Below are 26,640 nucleotides of genomic sequence, written 5' to 3'. Positions count from 1 at the left end.
CATCACCGTCAGAAACGTGACCCGCACAAAGGAGATCGCCCATGACCACCCCCAATCCCGCAGCATCCGGCTGGATTCCGGCCAAGCAGTTCATCGCCGGACAGTGGAGCGAAGGCCGCTCGTCCAAGACCATGCCGGACACCAACCCGTACACGGGCGAAGAGCTCCTGAGCCTGCGGCTGGCCTCCATCGAAGACCTCAACGACGCGTATGAAAGCGCCCGGGATGCCCAGCCCCGCTGGGCGGCGACTCCCCCGGCCGAACGCCGCCGCATCCTGGAACGCGCCTCCGACATCCTGACCGAACGCCGCGATGAGATCGCCGCGTGGCTCGCCGCCGAATCCGGCAGCACCGCGGTCAAGGCCGCCATCGAGATCGATTCCGCCATTGCCATCACCCGGGAATCAGCATCCTTCCCGCACCGTGTCCACGGCCAGATCCTCGATTCCGACATCCCGGGCAAGGAAGACCGTGTCTACCGCGGACCGCTCGGCGTCGTCGGCGTGATCAGCCCCTGGAACTTCCCGCTGCACCTTTCCCAGCGTTCGGTGGCTCCAGCCCTGGCCCTGGGCAACGCCGTCGTGCTCAAGCCGGCCAGCGACACCCCGGTGACCGGTGGACTGCTGATCGCGAAGGTCTTCGAAGAGGCAGGGCTGCCCGCCGGCGTGCTGAGCGTCGTGGCCGGTGCCGGCTCGGAGATCGGTAATGCCTTCGTGGAGCATCCGGTGCCGTCCCTGATTTCCTTTACGGGTTCGACGGCGGTGGGCAAGAACGTTGGTGCCCTTGCCGCAAGCGGGGAGCACCTGAAGCACACGGCGCTGGAGCTCGGCGGCAACGGACCCTTTGTGCTTCTGGCCGACGCCGACGTGGACCAGGCCGTCCGTGCCGCAGTGATGGGCAAGTTCCTGCACCAGGGCCAGATCTGCATGGCGATCAACCGCATCATCCTGGAGGACCCGGTCCACGACCAGTTCGTGGAAAAGTTCACCGAGCATGTCCGCGGACTGCCGGCCGGGGATCCCTCGGATCCCACAACCGTGATCGGCCCGATCATCAACGCCAAGCAGCTTGAAGGCCTGGAGGAGAAGATTCGCACCGCCAAGGAAGAAGGCGCCGAAGCCGTACTCGAAGGCAGCACCGACGGCCAGGTCCTCACGCCGTGGATCTTCACCGGCGTCAGCCAGGACATGGAACTGGCCCGCGAAGAGATCTTCGGACCGATCGCCGGAATCCAGCGGGCACGCGACGCCGCCCACGCCCTGGAGCTGGCGAACGCCACACCGCAGGGACTCTCCGGCGCGGTCTTTACCGGTTCAGCCGAAGGCGGGCTGCAGTTCGCCCGGAAGCTTCAGGTGGGCATGGCCCATGTGAACGACATGCCTGTCCATGACGAGGTGCACGTGGCGTTCGGAGGCGTGAAGAACTCCGGCCTGGGACGGTTCAACGGCGAGTGGGCCATCGATGAGTTCACTCAGGACCAGACGGTCACGCTCCAGCACGAACCGCGCCAGTATCCGTTCTAGCGGAATCTGACTGGTCCCGGGGCACCCCGGGGCCGGCCAGGACTGCGGCCGCGATGTCGTCCGCATCGCGCAGGGTACGGGCGCCGGAATCGGCCGGCGCCCCGGCCTCGGCCGCGATCGCGGTTCCCCACTGGACTGAGGAGAGCTGCAGTCCCAGGATGTAGAGGTTCTCCTGCGGTTCGCCCTTCACGTCCAAAGGCCGGTAAGGGGGCAGGGAAACATCCAGTCCTGGTGTCAGCACCGGGGTGCCGCCAGCTGCCATCATGACCTTGGACCGCGCCTGTCCCCGGTGCAGCAGGTCGGCCAGCAGCGGGGAGAGCGTGGCATTGACCCGGTTGGGCGGCATCATCGCTTCGACCATGGTCCGGGCGGCGTATTCTCCCGGGGTCCACGGAGACGAAGCGGTGAAGACTGAGCGCGCCTCATCGACGTCAAACCTCGGATCCGGGCCCACGAAATGGACCAGCCCGGCACGGGTCAGGGCCGCGAGCTGCTCGATCCGTTCCGGCGGCGGGCCGCTGGCAAGTCCTTCCACCAGGGGTTCGAACCAGCCGCGGAGTTCGGTGAGCCAGGATTCCTCGGACAAACCGCCGTCGGCCACCACGGCTTTCAGGACTGAACGACCGGCGTTCAGGGCGCCAATGGCCATTTTCAGCGGGTCATCCTCGCCCTTCGCGGACCCGGCGGCGTCGTCTTCGAGGTAGGCCAGGACGGTTGCATCCAGCTCCGCGGCGTCAGCGAACGGACGGCGCCCCAGCGGCTGTGCCAGGGCCTCCAGGCTCGTCCGGTTTTCGGCGGGTACACAGCGCCGCAGGACCTCTTCCTTCGCCGCGTCCCAGTCCGGTCCGTCAACGTTCAGCGCTGCGTCCAGGTCGGCGAGGAATGATTCCGGCGGCACGCTGAGGCAGTGCGGTGCGGTGCGGGCCAGGGTTGAGTAGTAGGCCCACACGGCATCGCGGTGCAGCAGCGGCCAAAAGTCATGGTCGAAACCTGGCTGGATCCCTTCGGCGGCGAAGCTGGCGGCAGCTTCCCGGGTGAACCAGCGCAGCGTCACGCTCTTGGGCAGGTAGCTCTCCAGCTGCGCCTTGGCCCGGTACGGCGTTCCGCGGCGGGACGCGGCCACCAGGACCGGCTCACGCCCGCTGGGTTCATAGCGCAGGGAACGTCCGGCTGGTTCGCCCGTGGGAACAAAGCGGCCGCCGCGGCCCAGCGTCACCTGGGCCATGATGTCGAAGAAGTTCAGGCCCAGGCCGCGGACCAGAACCGGTTCGCCGGCGGGCAGCACGGTGAAATCCGCGTCCGACGGGACAGCCGGAGGCAGGTAGCGCAGGCCCAGCCGGGCGGCGGCATCGCTGAGCCGGGACTGTTCGGGGTTCAGGGCGGCCGGAAGGTGTCCCAGGGCCAGGACGACGGCGTCGGCAATCAGCGCGTCCTCCCCTGCCACCTCAATCTCGAAGCCGTCCCCGGCACGGCGCAGTGCCAGCGCCTCCGTCCGATGGTGGACGACGGCGGCACCGGCTTCCGCCGCAGCCGCCGCGAGCTCCGCGTAGGTCCATTCCAGGTACCGTCCGTAGATCGCCCGGCTGGGGAAGTCCGACGGCGACAGGCGGGCCGCTTCCGCACGGTCTGACTCGTTGAGCCCGGACCCCGGGTCAGTCAGCGCCTGGCGCACCCAGTCGCCAAAGGAAAGGCCGGTAACCGACGGAGCGAACGCATGCTCCGTTCCAGCCGCCGGGACAACGGTGGGGAAGAGCACCGGCGTGTTCATCAGGAAGTGGCGGGACTGCCCGGGACGCCAGACATGGCCCGATCCGGGGGGAAACGGATCAATCATCAGGATCTTCAGATCCGGGCGGTCTTCCGCGGGATGTGTGAGGAAGCGCGCCAGCAGGCGGTCCAGGACAGAGATCCCGCGCGGGCCGGCTCCGATGACGGCAACGCGGAGTCCCTGTGTTTTGTCCATGCTTCTAGGGTATCCGCCGAAGTCGGGGGCTCTGCCGCTGCCCTCCTGGGACGGGCTCCCGAGAGCCCCCGAAAGATCAGGTGAAGGATGCAAAGATAAAAACCGCCGCCACAAAGACTGCCAGGATCCAGAACCAGCGGTTGACCCGCCTGCGTCCTTCAACGTCCTCGACCGGGATCCGGGAGCCGCGGAAGATCAGCACGATCAGGACCACTGCGGCAATGATGCCGGCCAACAGCAGGAACGTCATGAGCATCGGCACAGCAAGGTTCCTCTCGCGGGGGTCTGCGTGCGAAGAACCTTACCCGCGTGCCCACGTGCAGCGGAACGGTGCCCGCCGGGGAGCCCGCCGCAGGGAAGGCAACTGCTGGGTTTCCGTTATGGTCCGTGAGTCCCGCGTTAGGAATCCGTGAGGATTCCTAAATCTGCCCTGCATCAGGTTTTTACTCATTCCGGCGCCTAAGTGCGCCCCTCCTGCCGGACCGGCGGGAGGAGCGACGAGTTTCTTGGGGGAATCCCATGCTGGACGTAGTAATCATCACGGGCACGGCGGCGTTCTTCGCCGGCCTTGCCCTGCTGGCCAGGGCGGTGGAGAAGCTGTGACCTTCTTCGACTGCGCTGCCTTGATCCTGGCAGCCGCTTCGGCGGTTTATGTACTGGCTGCCCTGCTGCGGCCGGAGAAATTCTGATGGCGGGGTGGCTGGCGCTGGGCCAGTTCCTCGCCGTCGCACTGGTTCTTGCCCTGGCCCACCGCCCCCTCGGTGACTACATGGCGCGTACCTACACCTCTGAGAAGGACTTGGCCGCGGAACGCGGCGCCTACCGGGTGCTCGGCATTGCTCCCCGGAAGGGGCAGTCCTGGCAGAGCTACTTCCGCGCTGTCCTGGCGTTCTCCGCCCTGGGCGTACTGGCCCTGTACCTGCTGCAGAGGCTGCAGCCCCTGCTTCCGGCGGCGCTCGGCCTGCCGGCCGTTCCCGAAGCACTGTCCTTCAACACGGCTGTGTCCTTCGTGACCAACACCAACTGGCAGTCCTATGCGCCCGAAGCCACGCTGGGCTACGCCGTGCAGGCTGCGGGGCTGGCGGTGCAGAACTTCCTGTCCGCCGCCGTCGGGCTGTGCGTTGCGGTTGCCCTGGTCCGCGGATTCGCGGCCCGCGGCGCGCAAACGATTGGGAATTTTTGGGTGGACCTCACCCGGTCACTGACCCGGATCCTGCTGCCCGGAGCGGCGCTGGCCGCGCTGGTGCTGCTGCTCGGCGGGGTGATCCAGAACTTCAGCGGTTTCACCGAGGTTTCCACCCTGGCGGGCGGAACCCAGAGCATCCCCGGCGGGCCGGTGGCGACGCAGGAGGCCATCAAGCTCCTCGGGACCAACGGCGGCGGGTTCTTCAACGCCAATTCCGCGCACCCCTTTGAGAACCCGACGGCGTTCACCAACCTGTTCTCGGTGCTGTTGATGCTCATTCTTCCGTTTTCGCTCCCCCGGACCTTCGGGACCATGATCGGCGACCGCCGGCAGGGCTATGCCATCCTGTCCGCGATGGCCGGAATCTTCGTGCTCTCCCTGGCCGCTATGACGGCACTCGAGTTCGCCGCAGCGGACGGCGCGGCCGGTTCAATGGAAGGCAAGGAAACCCGCTTCGGTATCGCCGGGTCCACCCTGTTCGGCAGCACCAGCACCCTCACCTCCACCGGAGCCGTCAACTCCATGCATGACAGCTTCTCCCCGCTGGGCGGCCTCATGGCCATGCTGAATATGATGCTGGGCGAAATCGCCCCCGGCGGCGTGGGATCCGGCCTGTACGGCATGCTGGTCCTCGCCGTCGTCGCCGCCTTCATCTCCGGGCTGCTGGTGGGCCGCACACCGGAATACCTGGGCAAGAAGATCGGGCCGCGGGAGATCAAGCTGGCCAGCCTGTATGTGCTGACCATGCCGGCGCTGGTTCTGGCCGGCACCTCGCTGAGCTTCGCGCTGCCCGGCATCAGCGCCGAGATTCGGGAAACCTCCATGCTCAACGCCGGTCCGCACGGGTTCAGTGAGGTGCTGTACGCCTTCACCTCAGCGGCCAACAACAACGGATCGGCCTTCGCCGGGCTCACCGCCAACACCCCCTGGCTGAACACCGCCCTGGGCCTGGCCATGCTGCTGGGACGCTTCCTGCCCATCCTCTTTGTCCTGGCCCTGGCCGGAACCCTCGCGGCGCAGGGCAAGGTTCCGGTCACCGCGGGCACCCTGCCCACGCACCGGCCGCAGTCCGTGGCCGTCCTCGGCGGCGTCACCGTGCTCGTCACCGCTCTCACTTTCTTTCCCGTACTCGCGCTGGGTCCCCTGGCAGAAGGACTGATCTGATATGTCCACCCTCACCAAACACCGCCCCGAACCGGGCAGCGCCCCGGCCCCGTCCGCCCCGCGCCCGGCAGCCGCAGCCGGTTTCAGCTGGCAGCAGGCGGTAAAGGCCTTGCCTGTTGCGCTGGCCAAACTCGACCCGCGCCGAATGTGGCACACCCCGGTTATGTTCGTCGTCGAAGCCGGCGCCGTGCTCATCACCGCCATCGCGGTAGCTGAATCCTTCACCGGCGGTTCCTCCTCCTCCGGCGGCAGTCCCGTACCGGCCGGGTTCACCTGGCTGATCGCCGTGTGGCTCTGGCTCACCGTGCTCTTCGCCAACCTCGCCGAAGCGGTCGCGGAAGGCCGCGGCAAGGCGCAGGCCGCCACGCTGCGGGCCACCCGCACCACCACAGCCGCCCGGCGCGTGTGCGGCTACAACCCCCAGTCGGATGCTGCTGCCCTGCAGACACCAGTGGAGTCCGTGGCTTCCGCGGACCTGGTGCTGGACGACGTCGTGGTGGTCACCGCCGGGGAGGTCATCCCCGGCGACGGCGAGATCGTCGACGGCATTGCCTCCGTGGACGAATCGGCAATCACCGGAGAATCCGCGCCCGTGGTGCGTGAATCCGGCGGTGACCGGTCTGCTGTCACCGGCGGCACCCGCGTGCTCTCGGACCGGATCGTGGTGCGCATTACCAGCCGCCCGGGTGAGACGTTCGTGGACCGGATGATCGGCCTGGTGGAAGGCGCATCCCGCCGCAAGACCCCCAACGAGGTGGCGCTGGACATCCTGCTGTCCACCCTGACCCTGGTCTTCCTTTTGGTGGTGCTGACCCTGAACCCGATGGCCGGGTACGCCGGTGCCACGATCAGCGTCCCCGTGCTCACCGCCCTGCTGGTCTGCCTGATTCCGACAACCATCGGCGCCCTGCTCTCGGCGATCGGCATTGCCGGCATGGACCGGCTGGTGCAGCACAATGTGCTGGCCATGTCCGGCCGTGCCGTGGAAGCTGCCGGGGACGTCACCACCCTGCTGCTGGATAAGACCGGCACCATCACCTACGGCAACCGGCAGGCTGCAGCGTTCTTCCCCGTGGCCCGGACGGAGAAGGAGGAACTCATCCGGGCAGCTGCCCTGGCGTCATCACTGGACCCCACGCCTGAAGGACGCTCCATTGTTGAACTGGCCGCCTCCCAGGGTGTTGTTCCGGCTCCGCTGCCGGACGCCGAGGACATTCCCTTTACCGCCCAGACCCGGATGAGCGGCCTGGACTACCCGGACGGTTCCAGCATCCGCAAGGGCGCCGGATCGGCCGTCCTGGACTGGGCCTCCGAGAGCGGCGGCATTGAGGTTTCCGTCCTCGCGGACCTGACCTACCGGGCAGACGCCATTTCCGCTTCCGGCGGCACCCCTCTGGTAGTGGCGGTCCGGGACGCCGGCGGCGCCGCACGGATCCTCGGCGTCGTCCATTTGAAAGACGTGGTGAAGGAGGGTCTGAAGGACCGGTTCGCCGAGCTGCGCCGGATGGGGATCCGCACGGTCATGGTCACCGGAGACAACCCCCGCACTGCGAAAGCGATCGCTGCTGAGGCCGGCGTGGACGATTACCTCGCCGAGGCCACTCCGGAAGACAAGATCGCGCTGATCCGCCGGGAACAGGAGGGCGGCCGGCTGGTCGCCATGACGGGGGACGGCACGAATGACGCCCCGGCGCTGGCGCAGGCGGACGTCGGCGTCGCCATGAACACAGGTACGTCCGCGGCCAAGGAGGCCGGCAACATGGTGGACCTGGACTCGGATCCCACCAAGCTGATCGACATTGTCCGGATCGGCAAGCAGCTGCTGATCACACGCGGGGCGCTGACCACGTTCTCCATCGCGAACGACGTCGCCAAGTATTTCGCGATCATCCCCGCCATGTTCATGGGCCTCTTCCCCGGCCTGGCGGTCCTGAACGTGATGGGCCTGCACTCCCCCGCCTCGGCCATCCTGTCCGCGGTGATCTTCAACGCCGTCGTCATCCTGGCCCTGATTCCGCTGGCCCTGCGCGGGGTGAAGTACCGTGCGGCCGGCGCTTCCGGGATCCTCAGCCGGAACCTGCTCGTCTTCGGGGTGGGCGGTGTGGCCGCACCGTTCATCGGCATCAAGCTGATCGACCTGGCCGTCTCCCTCCTCCCCGGTTTCTAGACCACTCACTAAAGGACCTCCCATGACCGCGTTTCGCTCCGCCACCCGTCAGCTCGCCGTTGCTGCCAGGGCGCTGGCCCTCTTCACCCTGGTGCTCGGCATCCTGTATCCCCTCCTCGCCACTGCTGCCGCCTCCGCATTTCCCCGCCAGGCCGGCGGCTCACCGGCGATCATTGACGGCACCGTCACCGGATCCACCCTGATCGGACAGTCCTTCACGGACAGTTCCGGGGCCGCCGTGCCGGACTGGTTCCAGTCCCGTCCCGGGAGTTACGACGGCGCTGCCTCCGGCGGCAGCAACCTGGGCCCGTCCAGCACGGAACTGGCGGAAACCGTGGCGGAACGGCGACGGGAGGTTGCGGCTCTCGAGTCGGTGCCCGCGGACCAGGTCCCGGCCGACGCCGTGACCGCCTCCGCCTCCGGACTGGATCCGCACATCAGCCCGGACTACGCCTACCTGCAGGTGCCCCGCGTGGCACGGGCCCGGGAACTGCCCGAGGACGCCGTCCGAGCCCTCGTGGATGCCGCCGTCGCCGGCCGCACCGCGGGATTCCTGGGCGAACCAACCGTAAACGTGTTGGAACTGAACATGGCGCTGCAGGAGCTGGACACTTAAGCAATGACGCGAGGAGAGCTCCGGGTTTTCCTGGGCGCAGCACCGGGGGTCGGGAAGACCTACACCATGCTGGACGAAGGCCACCGCCTTCACGATGACGGACAGGACGTGGTGGTGGCCGTGGTCCAGACCCACGGCCGGGCCGCCACGGCCGCCGCCGCCCAGGGCCTGGAGCAGGTGCCGCAGCTCCGGATGGAGCACCGGGGACTGCTGCTGGAGGAACTGGACCTGGACGCCGTGCTGGCCCGCCGCCCGGGCTATGCGCTCGTGGACGAACTGGCACACACCAACGCCCCGGGACTCCGGCATGCCAAGCGCTGGCAGGACGTCCAGGCACTGCTCGACGCCGGCATCAACGTGCTTTCCACCGTGAACATCCAGCACATTGATTCGCTGAACGACGTCGTTGAAGGCATCACGGGCACCGTGCAGCGCGAAACGGTGCCGGATGACGTACTGCGGTCCGCGAACCAGATCGAGCTCGTGGATCTGGCCCCGGAACTGCTGCGCCGCCGCCTCGCCGAAGGCCTGGTCTATCCGGCAGTACGGGTGGATGCGGCTCTTTCCAACTACTTCCGGGTGGGCAATCTGACCGCGCTGCGCGAGCTGGCACTGCTCTGGCTGGCCGACGAGGTGGACAGTGCCTTGAACCGGTACCGCACGGAGAAGGGAATCCGCAGCAAATGGGAGGCCCGCGAGCGCGTGGTCGTGGCCCTGACCGGTGGACCGGAAGGCCAGACCCTCCTGCGCCGGGGTGCCCGGATAGCTGCCCGCACTTCCGGCGGGGAGCTGCTGGCCGTGCACGTCACCAATCCCGATGGACTGCGCGAAAGCCACCCTGGGGAACTGGCAGTGCAGCGTGCGCTGGTGGAAAAGCTCGGCGGAACCTTCCACCAGGTGGTCGGGGCGGACATTCCCGGCGCGCTGGTGGATTTCGCCCGCTCCGCGAACGCCACTCAGCTGGTGATCGGCGTCAGCCGCCGCCCGCGGCTGCGGGCATTGTTCGGCGGACCAGGCATCGGAGCCACCGTCATCCGGCTCTCCGGAGACATTGACGTGCACATTGTGAACCACGGTGCCGCAGGCGGGCACCGCAGCCTGCCCCGGCTGGGCGGCGCACTCAGTGCCCGACGGCGGCTGGCCGGTTTCGCGCTGGCGCTGGCAGGCGGACCTCTGCTCACCTGGCTGCTGGTAGGGGTCAGCACCCCGGAATCCATTACCAGCGATGTGCTGGCCTATCAGCTGCTGGTCATCCTGGTGGCGCTGGCGGGCGGCATCTGGCCTGCGCTGTTCGCCGCGCTGCTCTCCGGGGTGACACTGGACTACTTCTTTATCCAGCCGCTGCACACAGTGACCGTCTCAGAGCCCCTGCACCTGTTCGCCCTGGTGCTCTACTCCGCCAACGCCATGCTGGTCAGCTTCGTGGTGGACCGCGCCGCCCGGCGCTCTCGCGCAGCCCGCCGGGCGGCGACGGAGTCGGACCTGCTGGCCGCCGTCGCCGGCAACGTGCTGCGCGGGGAAGACACGGTGGAAGCCCTGGTGGGCAGGGTCCGGGAGGCGTTCAACCTCGACGCCGCCCGGCTGCGGTCCGGGGAAGCGGACCTGGCGGTTGCCGGCAAAGTGTCCGGGCAGCCCACTCACCGGGTGCCCGTCGGCGCTGCCGTCCTGGAGTTGTACGGCAGCGTTCCGGAGGCAGCGGACCTGAGGCTGCTTGAAGTCATCGCGGCGCAGCTTGGAGCTGCACTGGATTACCGGGACTTGTCAGCCAAGGCTGAAGGCATGGGCCCCCTGGCCGCTGCCGACAAGGTCCGCACGGCGCTGCTGGCCGCCGTCGGGCATGACCTGCGGCGGCCCCTGACTGCGGCCACGGCGGCCGTCACAAGCCTGCGGGCCGAAGATGTGGACTGGAGTGTCAGGGACCGGCAGGAGCTGTTGGCCACCGCGGAAGAGTCGCTGAACGCCCTCTCCGAGCTGGTGACCAGCCTGCTGGACGTCAGCCGGCTGCAAGCCGGAGCCCTGGCCGTCTCCCTGGCCCCCTTGGAAGCCGCGGACGCCGTTCTGCCCGCTCTTGAAGAACTCCGCGTGGGGCCCGCGGAGGTGCAGCTGGATCTGGCGCCCGGCCTGCCTCCCGTGCTGGGAGACGCAGTGCTGCTGCAGCGGGTGCTGGTCAACGTCTTGGCTAACGCCGTCCGCTTCTCTCCTGGGGATGCCAAGGTACTGCTCACGGCCAGCGAGTTTGGCGGCCGGGTGGAAATCCGCGTCATAGACTGCGGACCTGGCGTCTCCGCCGAACGCGCGGAAGAGATGTTCGTTCCCTTCCAGCGGCTCGGGGACACCGATAACGAGACCGGTTTGGGACTGGGCCTGGCTGTAGCGAAGGGATTCATGGAAGGCATGGGCGGAACCCTGGAGACGGAAGAGACACCCGGCGGAGGCCTGACCATGGTGCTGATCCTGCCGGCGGCAGCGGCTTCCCGGCCTGCGGATGCTGCGGAGGCTTTGTGAGGATCCTGCTCGCCGACGACGACGTCCAGATACTGCGCGCCCTGAAAATCACCCTGGCGGCATACGGCTACGAGGTGGTGGCAGCCCAGGACGGCGCCACCGCCGTGCGCCGGGCGGTGGACTCGCATCCTGACCTTTTGGTCCTGGATCTGGGCATGCCGGGGCTCAGCGGCATGGAAGTCATCGAAGCTGTGCGCGGCTGGAGCTCCATGCCCATCCTGGTGATTTCCGGCCGCTCCGATTCCGCGGAGAAAGTCCGCGCCCTGGATCTGGGCGCGGATGACTATGTCACCAAGCCGTTTTCCGCTGAGGAACTGCTGGCACGCATCCGTGCCCTGAACCGCCGGACCGGCGCAGCGCAGGAAAGCCCTGCCGTCAGTTTCGGCAATGTGCGCGTGGATCTCGCCGCCCGCCGGGTCACGCGGATTGACGACGGCGCCGCCGTCCGGCTGACCCCCACGGAATGGCATCTGCTTTCAGTGCTCCTTCGTCAGCCGGGCCGCCTGGTCACCCAGGCCCAGCTGCTCGCCGACGTGTGGGGGCCGGGCACAACAGACTCCGGCTATCTGCGCCTGTACATGGCCCAGCTGCGCCGGAAATTGGAGCCCGTCCCGGCAGCGCCAGCCCATCTGCTGACTGAGCACGGAATGGGTTACCGGTTCCAGCCCTGACACCGCAATAGGATGAGAGGTAGAACATTGGTACCCAAGAACATCTACGAAGCCGCATACCGGGGATAGTATGGAGGCCATGACCACCAACGCCTTACAGGAAAGCCGCACGCCCGGAACCGCGCCCGGAGACCTTGGCTGGGCCCTAGGCACGTTGGCAGGCTGCTACCAGTCCCGCACCGAGGCTGCCCTGGCCGGAACACCCGGCGGCCTGCGGGGCTTCCAGGTGCTTTCCGCCGTCGTGCGCCTGGACCTGCCGAACCAGCAGGCCCTCGGAGCGCATCTGGGCATCGACCGCACCGTCCTGACGTATCTGATCGACGCCCTCGCTGAGGCCGGAGAAGTGATGCGCGTTCCCGACCCGGCCGATCGCCGGGCCCGGAAGGTGGTAGCCACCTCCGCCGGACTGGAGAGGCTCGAATCCTCTGAACGCAGCGTTGCGGCGGAAGAAGAGGCCCTGCTCTCCACCCTGGATCCGGCTGAAGCACGGGAGTTCCGCTCGCTGCTGCACCGGCTGGCGAGTCGTGCCCACCAGCCCGGGCGCAGCGTCAGCGACGGCCCGGACGCACCCTAGCCGAGGCCCGGCGCCCGGGAGCGTCCCTGCCTAGCGAAGCTTCCTCCGGTAGGCGGCCATCGACAGTCCGTACGCCAGGAGAAGGATTCCGGCACACCACGCGAGCGCAATCCACAGGTCCGCACCGACAGGCTGCCGTGCAAACAGGTCCCGGATGGAGTTGACGATCGCGGTGACCGGCTGGTTTTCCGCGAACCAGCGCACCGGTCCCGGCATCGTCTCGGTCGGCACGAAGGCTGAGCTGAGGAACGGCAGGAAGATCAGCGGATAGGAAAAAGCGCTGGCCCCCTCCGCGCTTTTTGCAGTCAGGCCCGCCAGCACGGCGACCCACGTCAGGGCCAGGGTGAACAGGGCCAGGACGGCGGTCACCGCGAGCCATTCCCCCGGCCCTGCCGCCGTCCGGAAGCCCAGGGCCAAAGCAGCCCCCACCACTATCCCGAGGGAGACCAGGTTGGCGGCCAGCGATGTGACCACGTGGGCCCAGAGAGTGCTGGCCCGTGCGATCGGCATGGATTGGAAGCGGTCGATAATCCCGGTTTGCAGGTCGGTGAAGAGCCGGAAAGCCGTATAGGCCACCCCGGACGCAACCGTGATGAGCAGGATGCCCGGCAGCATGTAGTCGATGTACTGCGGTGAACCGGTATCAATCGCGCCGCCCAGGACGAAGACGAACATCAGCATGATCGCGATCGGCATGACGGCCGTGGTGATGATGGTGTCGGGGCTTCGCAGGATGTGCCGCAGGGACCGGCGGGTCAGGACCGCGGTATTGGCATAGAAATGTGCTTGGGCAGTCATTGCGGTTCCTCACGTTCCGGCCGGCTTTCGGGCGCCTGGCCGGCGGGAAGTCCGCCGTCCTGCGCCGTGGCTCCGCTGCCCACGACAGCGAAGAAAACTTCCTCCAGGGTGGGCTGCTTCTCCACGTATTGGACTGTTGGCGCCGGGAGCAGCTGCTTCAGCTCGGCGAGTGTCCCGTCCGCGATGATCTTTCCTTCGTGCAGGATCGCGATCCGGTCCGCCAGCTGCTCGGCCTCCTCCAGGTGCTGGGTCGTCAGCAATACCGTGGTGCCCTGCCCGGCGAGCTGCCGGACCATGTTCCACACATCGAGCCTGCCCTGCGGGTCAAGTCCGCTCGTGGGCTCATCCAGGAAGATTACGGATGGTCCGCCGACCAGGCTCATCGCAATGTCGAGCCGCCGGCGCATCCCTCCGGAGTATGTTCCCGCCCGCCTCCCGCCGGCGCCGGCGAGCGCGAATTTGTCCAGAAGTTCGTCGGCTGCCGTACCGGGGTGCTTCAGCCGGCGCAGCTGGGCGACCAGCACCAGGTTTTCCCGTCCGGTGAGCATGTCGTCCACGGCAGCGAATTGTCCGGTCAGGCTGATGGCCTCCCGGACGGGCGCTGCATCCGCGACGACGTCGTTGCCCTCCACAGCCGCGGATCCGGCGTCGGGCTTGAGCAAGGTGGCAAGGATCCGCACCAGGGTGGTCTTTCCGGCGCCGTTGGGCCCCAGCAGGGCGAAGATACTCCCGGCCGCAACCTCGAAGTCCACGCCCTGGAGCACCGCCGTCCTTTTGAAGGACTTCTCCAGGCCGGACACGCGGATGGCCGGCGCTGCTGCCGCTGCCGCCGTCATGATCCACCGCCTCCTTCGTCCTCCTCGGCGCTGTCGATGGCCCGGATGAGCCGTTCCCGTTCTTTGTTGATCCACTGTCCGTCGGAGTAATTCCGCAGGAAAGTTTCCGCGAACTCCACCGGATCTTCGCCCACCACGGCACGGACCGGGGTGCGGTCCGCGGCGGCGCGTTCGAAGAGATCGGCAAGGTCCTCCAGCATCGACATCAGAATGGAGCCGTTGCTGAGGGCGCCCAGATAGGTCAGGTACCTCTCCACTGCGTCAAGCGATGTGCCGTACGGGGCGGGGAGCGTCTTTTTGCGTGCCTTGTACTCCCGCCAGCGGCGCTTGTCCCGCAGGCTGCCCGTGATTTTCTCCAGCATGGTCATTCCTCTCCTTTGCGGAGCTGTTCCAGATGTCCTGCCAGGAAGCTCCATGTCCTCCAGAACTCGCTCAGATAGTCCTCTCCCTGCTGATTGAGGGAGTAGACCTTGCGCGGCGGGCCTTTTTCCGAAGGCACTTTTTCCACGTCGACGAGTCCGCGCTGCTCGATCCGGATGAGCAGGGCATAGATGGTTCCCTCGGCGATATCCGTGAAGCCCTTGTCCCGCAGCCACGCGGTGATCTCGTAGCCGTACGCGGGCCGGCCGGAGAGGAGCGCCAGGACAATACCCTCCAGAACGCCCTTCAGCATCTCCGTTGCCTGCTTGCCCACACGCCGCTCCTTAATACCTAGCAATACTGAGTACCAGTACATAGTAACGCTGGGTAGTCAGTGCGCAACAGGGGTCCGGAGATTTGTCGGCAAGGGAAGTCCCCCTGCCGCAGCCGGATGTCCGGCCGTACCATGGGGAAATGGCCGCGTCCGGTGCTGCCCGGCCAGCGGGCAGGCAAGCAGTGGGCATGAGGTTGTGGTCCGCACCCCGGTTCCACGACGCGCTCCTCGCCGCCGGGGTGTTCCTGATCCTTGCCGCCTTCATCACTGCCGACGTCGAAGGCACCCAACCAGAGGCGTGGACATATTTGTGGGCAGCCGGTTTCGGTGCCCTGATGTTCATCCGGCGCACCTACCCGGTCCTGGTCGTCGTGCTGTCCGTTCTTGGTTTCCTTGCGTATTACGCGTCAGGATTCACCGCCATCGGCACCGCGGTTCCAATCGCAGCCGCGGTTTTTTCCGCCGCGGAATGCGGGAGGCTTCCAACGGCCGTGGCAGGATCCGCCGTCGTCGTCGCCGTTTCCCTTGTTTACCGCCTGTCCGCCGGGCAGGATGCCGCGTTCGTGCTTGCCTACGACCTTCCGCAGAACCTGCTGATCCTGGGTGGTGCGGTTGGTCTGGGTGACAGCGTCCGCTCGCGCCGGGAACTGCAGCGCCAGGCCTCCCGGATCGCGGACCTGACGGCCCGGCAGTATCGCCGGGACGCGCAGGAGCGCATCGCTGCTGAGCGGCTTGCCGTCTCCCGGGACCTGCACGACTCGATGGGCCATTCGCTGGCCGTCATTTCGCTGCATGCCGAGGTTGCCCGCGAAGCGGGGACGGACGACGCCGCGCGGCAGGAGGCGCTGGAAGTCATCCGTTCCACGACGGCTGAGGCCGGGTCTGAGCTGCGGCGCACTGTTGCCGGCCTGCGGAACGGCGGGCCGGGTTCCGGCGGCGAGCCGGGGATCCGGTCACTCGGCTCCGCCGTGGCTCCGGCACAAAGCGCGGGCCTGGAGGTCTCGCTGCGGAACGAGGTCACGTCCCGGGTCCCGCAGCCGGTCCAGGCGGCACTCTTCCGCACCGTACAGGAGGCCGTGACCAACGTCGTCCGCCATTCCGATGCCACCGCCGTTGCCATAGACCTCTCTGAAGACCGCGCTTCGATTCTGCTGAGGATCAGCGACAACGGCGGGCGAAGCGGGCAGCCAGAGGCAGATCTGCCTGCCGGATTCGGCCTGGCAGGGCTGCGTGAGCGCACCGAAGCACTTGGCGGACGTTTCACCGCGGGCTGGGGTCCGGCAGGCTTTGAAGTCACAGCAGTCTTCCCGATGGAGCTGTCATGATCACCGTCGCCCTCGTTGATGACCAGCACCTGATACGCGCGGGACTGCGGAGCCTGCTGGCAAGCGACCGCGATCTCCAGGTAGTCGCCGAAGCGTCCGACGGGCGCCGCGGGGTGGACACCGTCCTCCGGACCCGGCCCGACGTCGTCCTGATGGATCTCCGGATGCCGGTCATGAACGGGATCGAAGCCACCCGCCTCATCCGGGCAGAGGAAAGCCTTGCGCAAACGCACGTGCTGGTCCTGACCACGTTCGACGACGACCGCGACGTCCTGGAGGCTGTCCGGGCCGGCGCCGCGGGTTACCTGATGAAGGACGCCGCAGGCACGGAACTGCGCGACGCCGTCCGCCGGGCTGCCTCCGGAGAGAGGCTCCTGTCCCCCGCAATCCTGGACCGGCTCCTGAAGATTGTGGCGTCCTCCCCCGCCGCGCCGGAACCGGATCCCCGCCTGTCCCAGCTCAGCGAACGCGAACTGGAAGTCCTGATCCGTGTGGGGCACGGGGACACGAATGAAGAGATCGCCGGAACGCTGTACATCAGTCCGGCCACGTCCCGGACGTATGTCAGCCGCATTCTGGGGAAACTCGGTGCCAGGGACCGGACGGAGCTCGCAGTCATCGCGTACCGGTCAGGACTGGTCCGCTGACGGGAAAGCACAGGCCCCGGTCGCCTGCAGGCGAGGGGCATTGACGCTTTCAGGACGACGCGGCGGCCCCGCAGCTGAACCTACCGTGGCCGCATGAGAGAAAACCCAACCACGCGAAATACTGCCCCGGCACGCCTGTACTTCGGTATGCCGCTGACGCTCATGGCCGGACTGGCACTGCTCGGCCTGCCCCGCGTCATCCTGCATGATCTGCACATCCTCGGTGAAAGATCGCCGGGAACGTGGATCCTCGCCATCGGACCGGTACTGGTGTGGATCGCCGTGACCGTCCTTTCCCGGTCTCCCCGGCCCTTCCTGTCCGTCCTGGTCATCGGGCTGATATTCGGGGTCTTGCTGGTCCTCACCCATCAGCTGCTGTGGACCTCGGCCTTCGCGGGCAACACCTCACCGGTGCTGAATTCCCCGGCTGCACGGATCGCCGCGATCCCGAGCGGCTTGATGACGGGCGCGGCCATCGGCGCGATCGGCGGGCTGGCCGCCCTGGGCCTCAGCGCGGCTGCCAATCGCCGCAGCCGCGTCTAAGGCTCGACGCCGGCCTCCCCGGCCCTAGGAGTCCAACGACCCCGCGCCGGTGGTCCGCCCGGCCAACGGAATCCGCCACCCGTACCGCAGTGACAGGACACGGAGCGTGAAGACCAGCACTGCCACTGCGGTACCGACCACGGGATTGAAGACGCCCAGCACGTGGAACAGCGACACCAGCCCTGCACCGAGCATGGCCGGGACGGCATAGACACCGCGGGGATTGAACAACTGCGGCACCTCATTCGCGACGACGTCGCGCAGCAGCCCGCCGCCCACCGCCGTCGCGACTCCCAGCAGCGCGGATGACACCGGATGCAGCCCCGCGGCGAGGGCAGTCAGCGTCCCGGTGACGCAGAACAGGGCCAGCCCGGCGGCGTCGAACACCAGCAGCGCGCGCCGGTAGCGCTGCACCCCAAGCACGTGCAGGAAGACCAGCAAGGCTGCCAGAACCGGCGGCAGCAGATACAGGGGGTCGGTGAAGGCCTGCGGCACTCCCTGGCTGATGATCAGGTCCCGTGCCACGCCGCCTCCCAGCCCGGCGAGTGAACCGAGCAGCAGCGAACCGACGATGTCGAAATTCCGCCGCGCGGCCAGCAGCGAGCCGGAGACCGCGAAAAAGAAGATTCCGGCGAGGTCCAGGATCAGCAACGTCATGGCCGGAGCTTAGCCCGATTCGGCACCTGCATTGGGCCCGCATCGAGAGACCCGCGTCACCGCCCCCCCCCCTTTAGGATGGGCACATGACTTCCGCGAGCGCAGCAACGCCCCAGGACACTGACGACGAATTCCTCTGGCTGGAGGATATCTACGGCGACAAGCAGCTGGACTGGGTCCGGGCGAGGAACTCCGAAACCGAGGAACTGCTCTCCGCAACGGACTTTGCCGGCACCGAAGAACGGCTGCTGGAGGTCCTTGATTCGACCGACCGGATTCCCATGGTGGTCAAGCGCGGCGACTGGTACTACAACTTCTGGCGGGACGCGGAGCATCCCAAAGGCATCTGGCGCCGTGCAACGTGGGAGGGCTACACCGGCACCGGTACCCAGTGGGAAACCCTCCTGGACCTCGACGCCCTCAGTGCCGCCGAGGGCACGGAGTGGGTCTGGGGCGGTGCACGTTTCCTGCGCCCGGAGGACGGCGTGTCCTACCGCCGCGCTTTGCTCGTCCTCTCCCCCGACGGCGGCGACGCGGCGCGCTACCGGGAATACGACGTCGTCGACCGGGAGTTCGTCCCCGGGGGCTTCGACCTGCCCGTCGCCAAGACACAGGTCTCCTGGGCCGGACCGGATGCACTGTACGTCGCTACGGACTTCGGCCCGGGGAGCATGACTGCTTCTTCCTATCCGCGGACGGTGCGTACGGTGCACCGCGGCCAGCCGCTCGCGGACGCCGGACTGTACTTCGAGGTCCCTGAGGACCACATGATGGGCTACGTCCACCATGACCAGACCCCGGGGTTCGAGCGGGACCTGGCGCTGGACATCATCGACTTCTATGACAGCATCACCTACCTGCGGCGGGACGATGACTGGCAGCGCATCGACGTTCCGCTGGATGTCTCGGTGGACCTGCACCGCCAGTGGCTGCTCATGCGGCCGCGCACCGACTGGCTGGTCGGCGAAACCCTGCACAAGGCAGGGTCCCTGCTGGCAGCGGACCTGGAGGAGTTCCTCGCGGGCGGACGCGAACTGCGCACACTTTTCAGTCCCGAGCCGTCGGTCTCACTGCAGTCCTGGAGCTGGACGCGGGACTATCTGCTGCTGAACCTGCTGCGGGACGTCTCCTCGGAAATCCAGGTCCTGGAACCGGCCGCGGACTGGCAGGCTGCAGCCCTGAACGCCTGCCCGCCGCTGCATTCGGTGGACGCGTACGCCGTGGATGACGAGGACGAAGCTGCCGGAAACGACTACTGGCTGGTGAGCACGGGCTTCACGACCCCGTCTACCCTGTCCCGCGGAACCCTTGGCCCCCAGGGCACGGCGGCGGAGGCAGTGAAAACCTCCCCGTCGTTCTTCGACGCCTCCGACTGCACCGTGGAGCAGCACTTCGCCGTGTCCGACGACGGCACTCGGGTGCCCTATTTCCAGGTCGGGCACAAGGACATGGTGCTCGACGGCGGCAATCCCACCGTCCTGTCAGGTTACGGCGGGTTCGAGCAGGCCCTGACCCCTGCGTACAGCGGCATTGTGGGCCGCGGCTGGCTTGAGCGCAGCTACACCGACGACGGCGGCACGGTCCGCCGCGGAGTGTATGTCCTGGCGAACATCCGGGGAGGCGGCGAATACGGGCCGGACTGGCACCGTGCTGCGCTGCAGCGCAACCGGCACCGTGCCTATGAGGATTTCGCCGCAGTTGCCCGTGACCTGACCACCCGCGGCGTCACCAGCCGGGAGCACCTCGGCTGCACCGGCCGCAGCAACGGCGGCCTGCTGGTGGGGAACATGCTCACCCTCTACCCGGAGCTTTTCGGGGCGGTGTCCTGCGGGGTGCCGCTGCTGGACATGCGCCGCTACACGAAGCTCTCCGCGGGCGCTTCCTGGATTGCGGAATATGGCGACCCCGATGATCCGGAGCAGTGGGAATTCATCAAGACCTTCTCGCCGTACCACCTGCTGCGCGAAGACGCACCATACCCGCCCACGCTGATCTGGACTGCCACCAGCGACGACCGCGTGGGCCCGGTCCAGGCACGGAAGATGGCCGCCCGGATGCAGGCACTCGGCGTTGACCGGGTCTGGTTCCACGAGGCGCTGGAAGGCGGCCATGCCGGGGCGGCGGACAACCGGCAGTCCGCACGGATGCACGCCATGTCCTATGAGTTCCTGTGGGAAGCGCTGACGGGCCGCCTGTCCTGAACGTGTTTTGCCGAAAGCACCCCGTTGTGGGTAGTCTTGACAGGCTGGCAGCGTGAGTTAGCCAGGGCAAATGGAGACGTGCCAGAGCGGCCGAATGGGCTTCACTGCTAATGAAGTGTGGGCCTAAAGCCCACCGGGGGTTCAAATCCCCCCGTCTCCGCCACATGAAGGTCCCCCTCTCACCAGGGGGACCTTTTTTGTTGCCCCGCCCCCTCTCCCCCCACCGAGAGGTCAGAAGAAGCTCTTTTCAGGCCCGAAACGAGCCGTAAATGGCCGCTCGGCGGAAGGATGCGCAGGGGACCAGGCCGGCAGGGCGACCCTGCTGCGGAACGCGCCCTCGCCGTCTGCGACGTCGTCCCTCTCCATTGCCGATTATGTGGTTGAAACTACTTGACGCCCCGCAATTAGGGGTTTCCGCCCTTCCCGTTCAGGGACAGGGGCATAGGGTGGAGCGCAACACCAGACGCCGGCCGGGAGGTACCCCAATGGATATGCGCCTGCTGGGCAACAGTGGAACCGTTGTCAGCAACTTTGCCCTGGGCACCATGACGTTCGGCAACGAGGCGGACGAGCGGACGTCGCACCGGATGATGGAGAACTACCTCTCCGCAGGCGGCAACTTCATCGACACCGCGGATATCTACAATGCCGGTGCGTCGGAAGAGATTGTGGGCAAGTGGCTGCACTCCAACCAGGCTGCCCGGAACTCCATGCTCCTGGCAACAAAGGGCCGCTTCCCCACCGGAGACGGCCTGAACGACGCGGGCAATTCGCGCCGCCACCTGCGGCGCGCGCTCGAGGGTTCGCTCCGGCGGCTGGGCGTGGAGCATGTTGACCTCTACCAGCTGCATTCCTGGGATCCGCTGACCCCGCTCGAGGAAAGCCTGGCGTTCCTGGACGACGCCGTGTCCTCCGGACTCATCAGCTACTACGGCTTCTCCAACTTCACCGGCTGGCAGCTCACCAAGGCGGTGTGGATGGCCAAGCTGCACAACTGGCAGCCGCCGGTGACCCTGCAGCCGCAGTACAACCTGCTGGAACGGGAGATCGAGTCGGAGATTATCCCCGCAGCGCTCGACGCCGGACTTGGGCTGCTGCCCTGGTCACCGCTGGCAGGCGGCTGGCTCACCGGGAAATACCGCAGGGAGAGCGTCCCTGCGGGCAATACCCGGGTGGGCGAGAACCCGACGCGCCAGTTCCAGGAATGGGATCTGCGCAGCAGCAACCCGCGGACCTGGCACATCCTGGATGCGCTGGCGCAGATGGCGTCCGCGCACGGCGCTGAACCCGCCCAAATCGCGCTTGCCTGGCTGGCCGGGAGACCCGGCGTCACGTCGGTGATCCTCGGCGCGCGAACTCCGGAGCAGCTGGAGAACAACCTGCAGGCCACCGGCGTCGAGCTCTCCGAAGCCGAAACACAGCGGCTCGACGCGCTCAGCGCCCCGGTGGTCGGCAACTACCCCTATGGGCCGGACGGGGTGAACCAGCGCGCGCGCAGGGTCAGCTAACGGCGCAGCGACATTCCCATGACGGTCCGGACGGGGATGTTTCCGCCGTAGTCTTCGTCGATGGGCAGCATGCCGAGCTTCTCGGCGACCCGCCGCGATGCGGTGTTCTGCGGATGGATGATGGCGACCAGCGTCTCTGCCTGAAGATCGTCACGGGCGAGGTCCTTGCAGGCGGTGGCTGCTTCGGTGGCGTAGCCGCGGCCCTGCAGGAACGTGCGCGTGTGGTAGCCGACTTCCAGCTCAGGGCGCCCGTTGACCTTCTGCCAGGTGAGGCCGCAATCCCCCACGAACTCGCCGTCGTGCGTTTCCACGATCCACAGCCCATGCCCGTAGGCGGCGTAGTTGTCCTGGTTCCACTGGATCCAGCGGGCTGCTTCATCCCTGGTTTTGGGAGCGGGGTAGTAGGTCATCACCTCGGGATCCCCCAACAGGCCGCTCATGAGTTCGAGGTCAACCGGCGTCATTTCGCGAAAGCGCAGCCTGGCGGTGGGAGCGGGGAGCATGTTGCCACACTAGCGGGTCGTGCGGCGGCACGCCGGGGTGCGTGCCTAGAAGTCTTCGGGGCGCAGGTTCTGCGCCCATTTGCTGATCTCGGCTTCGTCGGGCAGTGCCTGCGCGTCCTTTGCCTTGGCATCCTTATCTGCGGAATCCGCGGACTTTCCGTCGCCCGGAGCCTTGGCCGGCTTGCCGGCTGCAGCAGGCTTTGCCTGCCCGGGAGCCGCACCCGCTAGGTCGGGGCTCTCCTCAGTTGCCGTATTGGAAAGGGTTGTTTCCGGTGCTGCTGCCTCTTCAGGGGCCGCAGGGGCGGCTTTGGGCTTGACGTACGGAAGCGGGTGGGAGGCCATGGACGCGACGGCGGTGCTGGCGGCCCGCAGGCCGGAGCCGGTCAGCTGGGCATAGAGCTGAATAGCCCGGATGGGCTGGCCCTGCGCGATGGCCGCGTAGACCTGCTGATGGCCCTTTTCGTCGAGCCGGGAGACAGCCTCACGGGCAGTCTCCAAGGATGTTCCCGCGGGTGCACGGCCGCCGGGGATGGACGTCGCGGCCTTGGACGTTCCGGCCTTCGGCGTTGCCTGTCCGGCCTGCTTTGGTTCGGCGGGACGTGCAGCACGGCGGCGCTGGGCCCTGCCCACCAAAAAGTTCACGAGCACGATCGCGGCGACGAACAAGACAATGACCACAAACTCCATACCTTGATCCTAGCTTTTCTCCGCCTGCCTTGTTCCGCCCGCGGTATATTGGCGCGCAGGTCCAGCTCCCGCCGGTTCGTCCGGCCCAGCCCGCGAAGGATGCCATGACATTCGATTCCGCCCTGCTTTCCCTGAACGTCGAGCTCAAAGGACCGGTTGCCGAGGTCCGGCTCATCGGCCCGTCCAAGGGAAATGCCATGGGTCCGGACTTCTGGACCGAACTGCCGCGGGTGTTCGAAGCCCTCGGCGCTGACGATGAGGTCCGCGCCATCCTGCTCTACGGATCCGGCGGAACCTTCAGCTACGGACTGGACCTGCCTGCCATGCAGCCCGTCTTCGCTCCGCTGCTGGAATCCCGGGGAACGGATGCTCGCCTGCGCAGCAGCTTCCGCCGCCAGATCCAGGAACTGCAGGACGCGGTTAGCTCCGTGGCCCGCTGCGGCAAACCCGTTATCGCCGCCGTCGAGGGATGGTGCATTGGCGGCGGTGTGGACGTGATCTCGGCCGCGGATATCCGGATTGCATCGCCCGGTGCCACCTTCAGCATCCGCGAGGTGCGGGTGGGAATCGTGGCGGATCTCGGCTCCCTCCAGCGGCTGCCCGCGATCATCGGCGCCGGCGCCACCCGGCACCTCGCCCTGACCGGTGAAGACTTCACGGCCCAGCGCGCCCATGAACTGGGCCTTGTCACGGAACTGGCTGACGACGTCGTTGCCCGCGGGCGGGAGCTCGCGGCCCGGATCGCAGCGAATCCTCCACTGGTGGTCCAGGGCGTGAAGCGGGTTCTGGACCAGGGTGCGGAGCAAGCTGTCCAAACGGGCCTGGACTACGTGCAGGTCTGGAATACCGCGTTCCTGCCCAGCCGGGACTTCGCAGAAGCCACCCGCGCCTTCGCCGAGCGCCGTCCCGCAGTCTTCACCGGGGACTAGGTCCACCGGCTGGAAACTAGACTGGGTGCATGGCAGTAACGGACGAAGCGATCACCAAGATCAAGGACATGCTCATCTCAGGTGAGCTGAAGGCCGGTGACCGGCTTCCTCCGGAAAAGGACCTCAGCGAGCGGCTCGGACTCTCACGCAGCTCCCTGCGAGAGGCAGTGAAAGCGCTGGAGCTGATCCGTGTCCTGGACGTCAGGCGCGGGGACGGGACCTACGTGACCAGCCTCGAACCGTCGATCCTCATGGAAACCATGTCCTTCGTGGTGGACCTCCACCAGGAGAATTCGGCGGCCCAGCTCCTGGAAGTCCGCCGGATCCTTGAACCGGGTTCAGCTTCGCTGGCTGCCAGGCGCATCAGCCCGGAAGCCGCCGCGGATCTCCGGGACTGTGTGGCAGTCGTCGGCGAGAACTCCTCCGAGGAGGAACTGGTCGCCCACGATTTGGCTTTCCACGCGCGGATCGCCAAGGCTTCTGGCAACTCGTACCTGCAGAGCCTCCTCGACGGCCTGGCAGGGAGCACAATGCGCTCCCGGATCTGGAACGAGTTGACGCTGGACAAGGCGGTGGCGGCCACGCTGGCCGAACACGCGGCCATAGCCCGGGCCATCAGCACCGGCGACCCGGACTTGGCACGCGCCCTAATGACCGTGCACGTCAGCGGGGTTGAATTACGCCTCTCGCAGGCCGCCTGAGCGCCTGCCCCCCCCCCGACGAACCGCTATGCCTTCAGCGCCAGCACAAAAGGCAGCACGGATTCCGCCCCGGCCAGCCGCAGCACGCGCCCGGCCTCAGTGAGCGTCCAGCGGCTGTCGGAGAAATCATCGACCAGCAGCACCGGACCCGGGTTGGCGGCAAACCAGTCCGCACCGCCCTCGGGCACAGCGAACTGCTCCCAGACCGATGCCAACCGGAAGGCACTGTTTCCTCCGGGACCGCCGGAAGGTCCGCCGTGGGGCAGCTGCAGGGCACCGAGGTAAGGGATCCGTCCCAGTTCCGAGAGCCCCTGGGCCAGGGAACCGACCTGCTGCGGACGGGACCTGCTGGGGACTGACACGATGGCTACCGGACGCTGGTCCCAGCCCCACTGGGCCAGAACCTGCACGCAGCCCTGCAGCAGCGCCGGGTCAACCGGAGCGTCGGGCGAACCAGGAGCAAAGATTTCCCGCAGCCGTCCGCCCCAGCCCAGGTCCGTCAGGCGGGCCAGCGCCCGCCCGGTGGAGACGGCGGCGTCGGGCTTGATCTTGCCCTTGACCGGCACGCCGAGCCGGTCCATTCCGGTGGGGTACATGCCCCGCGGGTCGATGTCCACGCCCACGCGGCTGAGTTCCTGGCTGGCGCTGTCCGTCGCCTCGGAGGCGATGTCGTCCGGGTACCAGCGGCCGGCACAGTTGTCGCAGCGCCCGCAGGGAGCCGCCGCGGGATCGTCCAGCTGGCGGGACAGGAACTCCATCCGGCAGCCGCTGGTGTTCTCGTAGTCCAGCATGGCCTGCTGTTCCTTGACGCGGGCGGCAGCGATCCGCTCGTAGCGTTCACGGTCGTACGTCCAGGGCTGCCCGGTCCCGCGCCACCCGCCGGTAACGCGTTCCACGGCACCGTCCACGGCAAGGACTTTCAGCAGCAGTTCCAGCGGCGATCGTTTCAGGTTCACCAGGGTTTCCAGCGCCCCGGTCGAAAGCACGGACCCGTCGGCCAGTTCCCGCAGCACGGCGTTAGCCGGGCCCTCCGCGGGCATGGACGACGTGGCGAAGTATTCCCAGATGTCGCGGTCCTCGCTTCCGGGCAGCAGCAGCACGTCGGCGTTCGGGGTCCCGCGGCCTGCACGACCCACCTGCTGGTAGTACGCCACGGGCGACGACGGCGCCCCCAGGTGGACCACGAATCCGAGGTCCGGCTTGTCGAAGCCCATGCCGAGCGCGCTTGTCGCCACCAGGGCCTTGACCTCGTTGTTCTTCAGGGCAGCCTCGGCCTGCTCGCGGTCCGCAGGATCGGTCCGGCCGGTGTAGGCCAGGACGCGGTGCCCGGCCTTTTGCAGCAGGCGTGCGGTGTCCTCCGCGGCAGAAACCGTCAGGGCATAGATGATCCCGCTCCCGGGCAGCTCACCGATGTGGGTGAGCAGCCAGGCGAGCCGGCTGCGCGGGCTGGGCAGCCGCAGCACCCCCAGCCGCAGGGATTCACGGGCCAGGGCTCCGCGGATGGTGAAGACGTCTTCCCCGCCGGCGGCCAGCTGCTCTTCGACGTCCTTCACCACGCGGGAGTTGGCGGTGGCCGTGGTGGCCAGGACGGGAACGCTTGCCGGAAGCCGTTCGATCAGGTGGCGGATCCGGCGGTAGTCGGGCCGGAAGTCGTGCCCCCAGTCGGAGATACAGTGTGCCTCGTCGATCACGAGCAGTCCCGAGCGGCGGACAAGTTCCGGAAGATGGTTCTCCCGGAAGCCGGGATTGTTCAGCCGCTCCGGTGAGACCAGGAGGACGTCGACGTCGTCAGCTTCCAGCCGGGCGGAGATGTCCTGCCATTCGAGCTGGTTCGCCGAATTGATGGCCGCGGCCCGCACGCCGGCGCGTGCCGCAGCGGCAACCTGGTCCCGCATCAGCGCCAGCAGCGGCGAGACAATCAGCGTGGGACCGGCGCCCCGGGAGCGGAGCAGCAGGCTTGCCACGAAATACACGGCGGACTTTCCCCAGCCGGTCCGCTGGACCACTAGGGCCCTCCGCCCTCCGCGGACAAGGGCCTCTATGGCTTCGTACTGGCCTTCGTGGAACTGCGCATCCTCCCGGCCCACCAGCGCCCGCAACAGGGCAGTTGCTTCGGCACGGAGAGCCTGGGCATCCTCCGGGCCGAAGGCTTCGGAGGATGCTGACAGCTGGACGGGCTGGACGGGCGGCACGGATACGGGTTCCATGCCTTCCACTATTCCAGCCTCCACCGACATGTCCC

General features: G+C 67.4%; 25 protein-coding genes and 1 tRNA gene. 16 read left to right on the top strand and 10 right to left on the bottom strand.

Going from position 1 to position 26,640, the window contains the following annotated elements; genetic code table 11:
- The first annotated feature begins 41 nt into the window (after positions 1 to 41).
- Positions 42 to 1,523, top strand: a complete 1,482-nt coding sequence (locus tag NF551_RS02055; RefSeq protein WP_227896185.1) for an aldehyde dehydrogenase family protein — start codon at positions 42 to 44, stop codon at positions 1,521 to 1,523.
- Here NF551_RS02055 and NF551_RS02050 read toward each other — a convergent pair.
- Together NF551_RS02050 and NF551_RS02045 are read right to left on the bottom strand one after the other, a co-directional pair.
- A complete protein-coding gene (locus tag NF551_RS02050) occupies positions 1,486 to 3,486 on the bottom strand; it encodes an FAD/NAD(P)-binding protein (RefSeq protein WP_227896186.1) in 2,001 nt (666 codons plus the stop codon). The two genes, NF551_RS02055 and NF551_RS02050, sit on opposite strands and share 38 nt — an antisense overlap.
- Before the next feature lie 76 nt (positions 3,487 to 3,562).
- A complete protein-coding gene (locus tag NF551_RS02045; protein ID WP_227896187.1) occupies positions 3,563 to 3,748 on the bottom strand; it encodes a hypothetical protein in 186 nt (61 codons plus the stop codon).
- A gap of 337 nt (positions 3,749 to 4,085) precedes the next feature.
- Here NF551_RS02045 and NF551_RS02040 point away from each other — a divergent pair, with 337 nt between their 5' ends.
- From NF551_RS02040 to NF551_RS02010, 7 genes are all read left to right on the top strand, one after another.
- On the top strand, positions 4,086 to 4,175 hold the full coding sequence (locus NF551_RS02040) for a potassium-transporting ATPase subunit F (protein ID WP_227896188.1): 90 nt from the start codon (positions 4,086 to 4,088) through the stop codon (positions 4,173 to 4,175).
- The gene (gene kdpA / locus NF551_RS02035; RefSeq protein ID WP_227896189.1) at positions 4,175 to 5,836 is read left to right on the top strand and encodes a potassium-transporting ATPase subunit KdpA; all 1,662 of its coding nucleotides are present in this window, start codon (positions 4,175 to 4,177) and stop codon (positions 5,834 to 5,836) included. Before NF551_RS02040 ends, kdpA begins: the two co-directional genes overlap by 1 nt.
- Position 5,837: 1 nt before the next feature.
- The gene (gene kdpB, locus NF551_RS02030) at positions 5,838 to 8,003 is read left to right on the top strand and encodes a potassium-transporting ATPase subunit KdpB (RefSeq protein ID WP_227896190.1); all 2,166 of its coding nucleotides are present in this window, start codon (positions 5,838 to 5,840) and stop codon (positions 8,001 to 8,003) included.
- Between the two features lie 22 nt (positions 8,004 to 8,025).
- Positions 8,026 to 8,619: a potassium-transporting ATPase subunit KdpC gene (kdpC, locus tag NF551_RS02025; RefSeq protein WP_227896191.1), complete on the top strand. Its 594-nt coding sequence runs from the start codon at positions 8,026 to 8,028 to the stop codon at positions 8,617 to 8,619.
- A gap of 3 nt (positions 8,620 to 8,622) precedes the next feature.
- Complete coding sequence (locus tag NF551_RS02020) at positions 8,623 to 11,124, top strand: DUF4118 domain-containing protein (protein ID WP_227896192.1); 2,502 nt, start codon at positions 8,623 to 8,625, stop codon at positions 11,122 to 11,124.
- Entirely contained in the window at positions 11,121 to 11,795 is a 675-nt protein-coding gene (locus NF551_RS02015) for a response regulator (protein ID WP_227896193.1), read from the top strand. Before NF551_RS02020 ends, NF551_RS02015 begins: the two co-directional genes overlap by 4 nt.
- Positions 11,796 to 11,874: 79 nt before the next feature.
- A complete protein-coding gene (locus NF551_RS02010) occupies positions 11,875 to 12,369 on the top strand; it encodes a MarR family winged helix-turn-helix transcriptional regulator (protein WP_227896194.1) in 495 nt (164 codons plus the stop codon).
- Positions 12,370 to 12,399: 30 nt separating this feature from the next.
- Here NF551_RS02010 and NF551_RS02005 read toward each other — a convergent pair whose 3' ends face one another.
- The 4 genes from NF551_RS02005 to NF551_RS01990 are packed head-to-tail and all read right to left on the bottom strand — an operon-like array spanning position 12,400 to position 14,697.
- Positions 12,400 to 13,167, bottom strand: coding sequence for an ABC transporter permease (locus NF551_RS02005; RefSeq protein ID WP_227896195.1), 768 nt, complete (start codon positions 13,165 to 13,167; stop codon positions 12,400 to 12,402).
- Positions 13,164 to 14,003: an ABC transporter ATP-binding protein gene (locus NF551_RS02000; protein WP_227896196.1), complete on the bottom strand. Its 840-nt coding sequence runs from the start codon at positions 14,001 to 14,003 to the stop codon at positions 13,164 to 13,166. Before NF551_RS02000 ends, NF551_RS02005 begins: the two co-directional genes overlap by 4 nt.
- Positions 14,000 to 14,371 carry a DUF1048 domain-containing protein gene (locus NF551_RS01995; RefSeq protein WP_227896197.1) on the bottom strand — a complete coding sequence of 124 codons (372 nt, stop codon included), beginning with the start codon at positions 14,369 to 14,371 and terminating at the stop codon, positions 14,000 to 14,002. The genes NF551_RS02000 and NF551_RS01995 overlap by 4 nt, the downstream gene beginning before the upstream one ends.
- A complete protein-coding gene (locus tag NF551_RS01990) occupies positions 14,368 to 14,697 on the bottom strand; it encodes a PadR family transcriptional regulator (RefSeq protein WP_227896198.1) in 330 nt (109 codons plus the stop codon). The genes NF551_RS01995 and NF551_RS01990 overlap by 4 nt, the downstream gene beginning before the upstream one ends.
- A gap of 188 nt (positions 14,698 to 14,885) precedes the next feature.
- Here NF551_RS01990 and NF551_RS01985 point away from each other — a divergent pair, with 188 nt between their 5' ends.
- From NF551_RS01985 to NF551_RS01975, 3 genes are all read left to right on the top strand, one after another.
- Complete coding sequence (locus NF551_RS01985) at positions 14,886 to 16,022, top strand: sensor histidine kinase (RefSeq protein WP_227896199.1); 1,137 nt, start codon at positions 14,886 to 14,888, stop codon at positions 16,020 to 16,022.
- Entirely contained in the window at positions 16,019 to 16,669 is a 651-nt protein-coding gene (locus NF551_RS01980) for a response regulator (protein WP_227896200.1), read from the top strand. Before NF551_RS01985 ends, NF551_RS01980 begins: the two co-directional genes overlap by 4 nt.
- A 93-nt stretch (positions 16,670 to 16,762) precedes the next feature.
- Positions 16,763 to 17,212, top strand: coding sequence for a hypothetical protein (locus NF551_RS01975; protein WP_227896201.1), 450 nt, complete (start codon positions 16,763 to 16,765; stop codon positions 17,210 to 17,212).
- Between the two features lie 24 nt (positions 17,213 to 17,236).
- On the opposite strand, the gene NF551_RS01970 is transcribed toward NF551_RS01975, so the two are convergent.
- The gene (locus NF551_RS01970; protein WP_227896202.1) at positions 17,237 to 17,869 is read right to left on the bottom strand and encodes a trimeric intracellular cation channel family protein; all 633 of its coding nucleotides are present in this window, start codon (positions 17,867 to 17,869) and stop codon (positions 17,237 to 17,239) included.
- Positions 17,870 to 17,955: 86 nt separating this feature from the next.
- Between NF551_RS01970 and NF551_RS01965 the strand changes: the two genes are divergently transcribed.
- The 3 genes from NF551_RS01965 to NF551_RS01955 all read left to right on the top strand — a co-directional run bounded on the left by NF551_RS01965 (position 17,956) and on the right by NF551_RS01955 (position 21,578).
- Entirely contained in the window at positions 17,956 to 20,070 is a 2,115-nt protein-coding gene (locus NF551_RS01965) for a prolyl oligopeptidase family serine peptidase (RefSeq protein WP_227896203.1), read from the top strand.
- Positions 20,071 to 20,142: 72 nt separating this feature from the next.
- Positions 20,143 to 20,233, top strand: a tRNA-Ser gene (locus tag NF551_RS01960).
- 322 nt (positions 20,234 to 20,555) lie between these two features.
- Positions 20,556 to 21,578 (top strand): aldo/keto reductase, encoded by a 1,023-nt coding sequence (locus NF551_RS01955; protein ID WP_227896204.1) that lies wholly within the window; start codon positions 20,556 to 20,558, stop codon positions 21,576 to 21,578.
- Here the strand turns inward: NF551_RS01955 and NF551_RS01950 are convergent.
- Together NF551_RS01950 and NF551_RS01945 are read right to left on the bottom strand one after the other, a co-directional pair.
- Positions 21,575 to 22,081: a GNAT family N-acetyltransferase gene (locus NF551_RS01950; protein WP_227896205.1), complete on the bottom strand. Its 507-nt coding sequence runs from the start codon at positions 22,079 to 22,081 to the stop codon at positions 21,575 to 21,577. The two genes, NF551_RS01955 and NF551_RS01950, sit on opposite strands and share 4 nt — an antisense overlap.
- Before the next feature lie 45 nt (positions 22,082 to 22,126).
- Positions 22,127 to 22,768, bottom strand: coding sequence for a hypothetical protein (locus tag NF551_RS01945; protein ID WP_227896206.1), 642 nt, complete (start codon positions 22,766 to 22,768; stop codon positions 22,127 to 22,129).
- A 104-nt stretch (positions 22,769 to 22,872) separates the two neighbouring features.
- Here NF551_RS01945 and NF551_RS01940 point away from each other — a divergent pair, with 104 nt between their 5' ends.
- The gene (locus NF551_RS01940; RefSeq protein WP_227896207.1) at positions 22,873 to 23,697 is read left to right on the top strand and encodes a crotonase/enoyl-CoA hydratase family protein; all 825 of its coding nucleotides are present in this window, start codon (positions 22,873 to 22,875) and stop codon (positions 23,695 to 23,697) included.
- A gap of 29 nt (positions 23,698 to 23,726) precedes the next feature.
- Positions 23,727 to 24,398: a FadR/GntR family transcriptional regulator gene (locus NF551_RS01935; RefSeq protein ID WP_227896208.1), complete on the top strand. Its 672-nt coding sequence runs from the start codon at positions 23,727 to 23,729 to the stop codon at positions 24,396 to 24,398.
- Between the two features lie 26 nt (positions 24,399 to 24,424).
- Here NF551_RS01935 and NF551_RS01930 read toward each other — a convergent pair whose 3' ends face one another.
- Positions 24,425 to 26,605: a RecQ family ATP-dependent DNA helicase gene (locus tag NF551_RS01930; protein ID WP_227896209.1), complete on the bottom strand. Its 2,181-nt coding sequence runs from the start codon at positions 26,603 to 26,605 to the stop codon at positions 24,425 to 24,427.
- Between the last annotated feature and the right edge of the window lie 35 nt (positions 26,606 to 26,640).

Source organism: Arthrobacter caoxuetaonis (genome assembly GCF_023921125.1).
In the GTDB taxonomy this organism is placed as follows: domain Bacteria; phylum Actinomycetota; class Actinomycetes; order Actinomycetales; family Micrococcaceae; genus Arthrobacter_B; species Arthrobacter_B caoxuetaonis.
This window is presented reverse-complemented; position numbering and strand designations above follow the sequence as displayed.

Excerpts from the sequence above, each read along its gene's own strand:
- NF551_RS01935 (WP_227896208.1), top strand. The coding sequence starts at position 23,727 with ATGGCAGTAACGGACGAAGCGATCACCAAGATCAAGGACATGCTCATC.
- NF551_RS02000 (WP_227896196.1), bottom strand. The coding sequence starts at position 14,003 with ATGACGGCGGCAGCGGCAGCAGCGCCGGCCATCCGCGTGTCCGGCCTG.
- NF551_RS01930 (WP_227896209.1), bottom strand. The coding sequence starts at position 26,605 with ATGGAACCCGTATCCGTGCCGCCCGTCCAGCCCGTCCAGCTGTCAGCA.
- NF551_RS02050 (WP_227896186.1), bottom strand. The coding sequence starts at position 3,486 with ATGGACAAAACACAGGGACTCCGCGTTGCCGTCATCGGAGCCGGCCCG.
- NF551_RS01980 (WP_227896200.1), top strand. The coding sequence starts at position 16,019 with ATGATCACCGTCGCCCTCGTTGATGACCAGCACCTGATACGCGCGGGA.
- NF551_RS01975 (WP_227896201.1), top strand. The coding sequence starts at position 16,763 with ATGAGAGAAAACCCAACCACGCGAAATACTGCCCCGGCACGCCTGTAC.
- NF551_RS01995 (WP_227896197.1), bottom strand. The coding sequence starts at position 14,371 with ATGACCATGCTGGAGAAAATCACGGGCAGCCTGCGGGACAAGCGCCGC.
- kdpC (WP_227896191.1), top strand. The coding sequence starts at position 8,026 with ATGACCGCGTTTCGCTCCGCCACCCGTCAGCTCGCCGTTGCTGCCAGG.
- kdpB (WP_227896190.1), top strand. The coding sequence starts at position 5,838 with ATGTCCACCCTCACCAAACACCGCCCCGAACCGGGCAGCGCCCCGGCC.
- NF551_RS02005 (WP_227896195.1), bottom strand. The coding sequence starts at position 13,167 with ATGACTGCCCAAGCACATTTCTATGCCAATACCGCGGTCCTGACCCGC.
- NF551_RS01945 (WP_227896206.1), bottom strand. The coding sequence starts at position 22,768 with ATGGAGTTTGTGGTCATTGTCTTGTTCGTCGCCGCGATCGTGCTCGTG.
- NF551_RS02055 (WP_227896185.1), top strand. The coding sequence starts at position 42 with ATGACCACCCCCAATCCCGCAGCATCCGGCTGGATTCCGGCCAAGCAG.
- NF551_RS01970 (WP_227896202.1), bottom strand. The coding sequence starts at position 17,869 with ATGACGTTGCTGATCCTGGACCTCGCCGGAATCTTCTTTTTCGCGGTC.
- NF551_RS01940 (WP_227896207.1), top strand. The coding sequence starts at position 22,873 with ATGACATTCGATTCCGCCCTGCTTTCCCTGAACGTCGAGCTCAAAGGA.
- NF551_RS01965 (WP_227896203.1), top strand. The coding sequence starts at position 17,956 with ATGACTTCCGCGAGCGCAGCAACGCCCCAGGACACTGACGACGAATTC.
- NF551_RS01955 (WP_227896204.1), top strand. The coding sequence starts at position 20,556 with ATGGATATGCGCCTGCTGGGCAACAGTGGAACCGTTGTCAGCAACTTT.
- NF551_RS02010 (WP_227896194.1), top strand. The coding sequence starts at position 11,875 with ATGACCACCAACGCCTTACAGGAAAGCCGCACGCCCGGAACCGCGCCC.
- NF551_RS01985 (WP_227896199.1), top strand. The coding sequence starts at position 14,886 with ATGAGGTTGTGGTCCGCACCCCGGTTCCACGACGCGCTCCTCGCCGCC.
- kdpA (WP_227896189.1), top strand. The coding sequence starts at position 4,175 with ATGGCGGGGTGGCTGGCGCTGGGCCAGTTCCTCGCCGTCGCACTGGTT.
- NF551_RS01950 (WP_227896205.1), bottom strand. The coding sequence starts at position 22,081 with ATGCTCCCCGCTCCCACCGCCAGGCTGCGCTTTCGCGAAATGACGCCG.
- NF551_RS02020 (WP_227896192.1), top strand. The coding sequence starts at position 8,623 with ATGACGCGAGGAGAGCTCCGGGTTTTCCTGGGCGCAGCACCGGGGGTC.